Raw genomic sequence first — 1,908 nt, 5'->3', positions numbered from 1 at the left:
GGCCACCCGTCTCGCCGCCCGCCGGCGCCGCGCCTCCCGGGGCACGATCGACCTGCGCCGCACCCTGCGCGGCTCACTCTCCACGGGCGGGGTGCCGATGCGGCCGGTACTGCGCAGGCGTCGGCCGGTCCGGCCCGAACTGGTGCTGCTGTGCGATGTGTCGGGCTCGGTGTCGGGCTTCTCCGACTTCACGATGCTGCTGGTGCAGGCGCTGCACGACCAGTTCAGCAAGGTCCGCGTGTTCGCCTTCGTCAACCGCCTCGACGAGGTGACCCCGCTGCTCGCGCACGGCACGGCCGACCCCGAGGGCCTGGGCGCCCGCATCCGCGCCGAGGCCACCCTCACCGGCTGGCACGGAAGCAGCGACTACGGCGTCGCCCTGGGCGAGTTCGCGGAGCGCTACGGCGACGCGGTCGGCCCGCGCACGACCGTGTTCGTCCTCGGCGACGCCCGCACCAACATGAGCGACCCGAATCTCCCGGCCGTCCGATACATCGCCCAACGGGCCCGCCGCGTCTACTGGTTGAACCCCGAGCAACGCGCCCAGTGGGGCACCGGCGACTCGGCCGCGCCGGGCTACGCGGAACTGGTCGAGATGCACGAGTGCCGGAACGCGAAGCAACTCAGCGCACTGGTGGGGCGGTTGCTGCCGATCTGACTAGGCGGTCGCCAACTGCGGGTACAGCGCGGCCCCTTCGGCGGACAGTCCGGCCTTGACCTGGCGGGTCAGGTCGTCGGCGAGTACCTCGAAGGCACCGGACTCGATGCCGTCGAGGGCCTGTGCCGCCACGCTCTCGGGAGTGGACTTGGGCCCGTCGACGTGTGCGGCCATGTCGGTGTCGACGTAGCCGACGTGCAGTCCGGTGACGTCGATGCCGCGCGGCTTCAGGTCCAGGCGCAGGGAGTTGGTCTGCGACCAGAACGCGGCCTTGGAGGCGCTGTAGGAGCCGGCGATGCCGACCCAGGACAGCACCGAGTGGAAGTTCAGGATGTGGCCGCCACCGTTGCGCTCGATGATCGGCACGAAGGCGCGCGTGACGAGCAGCGGGCCGTAGAAGTTGGTCTCGAACTCGCGGCGGACGTCCTCGATGGGCGAGTCCAGGAAGTTCGCGTTCACTGCCGCGCCCGCGTTGTTGATCACGATGGTGACGTCCTGCGCCTGCTCGGCCGCCGCCGCGACGGACGCGGGGTCGCTGACCTCCAGTGCCAGCGGTACGGCGTCCGGGTGAGTGACGGTCTTCGGGTCGCGGGCGGTGGCGTACACCTTCTTGGCGCCGCGCTCGTACAGGGCCGTCACCAGCGCGCGGCCGATGCCACGGCTGCCGCCGGTGACGAGGACGACGGAACCTTCGATGCTTGTCATGGAGATCTCCCGGACTTGGGGCAGCCGCGGCAGCCGCAGGGAGCGCGACTTGGAAACCGATCGGTTTACCTGCCTCGACCACAGTAAACCGATCGGTTTCCATGGGCAAGCCGGTGTGCGGCAGACATGCGGCGGACATGCCACCGAAGCGCGCGATGATGTACGCCATGAACGACCCCCACGTGGACCTGGCCACCTTCCCCACCCCCGTCGAACCGGCACCCCGCCTCGCCACCGCGATCGGGCTCGGTCCGGACGACCTGTGGATCAAGCGCGACGACCTGACCGGCCTCGGAGGCGGCGGCAACAAGATCCGCAAGCTGGAGTGGACCGTGGGCGCGGCGCTCGCCGAGGGCGCGGACACTCTGGTCACCACGGGCGCCCAGCAGAGCAACCACGCCCGCCTGACGGCCGCCGCCGGAGCCCGGCTGGGCCTTGCGGTGGTACTGGTGCTGCGCGGATCACCGGGTGTGTCCCGCTCCGGGAACCTCGCCCTCGACGGGCTGTTCGGCGCCCGGATCGCCTGGGCGGGCGACGTGGACCAG

The 1,908-nt window shown here is 71.0% G+C and carries 3 protein-coding genes; 2 read left to right on the top strand and 1 reads right to left on the bottom strand.

Going from position 1 to position 1,908, the window contains the following annotated elements:
- A partial coding sequence (locus R6V09_RS52050; protein WP_317888388.1) for a VWA domain-containing protein occupies nucleotides 1–658 on the top strand: 658 nt, incomplete at its 5' end.
- Here R6V09_RS52050 and R6V09_RS52045 read toward each other — a convergent pair.
- Nucleotides 659–1,363, bottom strand: coding sequence for an SDR family oxidoreductase (locus R6V09_RS52045; protein WP_317888387.1), 705 nt, complete (start codon nucleotides 1,361–1,363; stop codon nucleotides 659–661).
- A 167-nt stretch (nucleotides 1,364–1,530) separates the two neighbouring features.
- Between R6V09_RS52045 and R6V09_RS52040 the strand changes: the two genes are divergently transcribed.
- The coding region (locus R6V09_RS52040; RefSeq protein WP_317888386.1) for a pyridoxal-phosphate dependent enzyme at nucleotides 1,531–1,908 on the top strand (378 nt) is incomplete at its 3' end.

The sequence above is a fragment of the Streptomyces sp. W16 genome (assembly GCF_033194735.1).
GTDB lineage: Bacteria > Actinomycetota > Actinomycetes > Streptomycetales > Streptomycetaceae > Streptomyces.
This window is presented reverse-complemented; position numbering and strand designations above follow the sequence as displayed.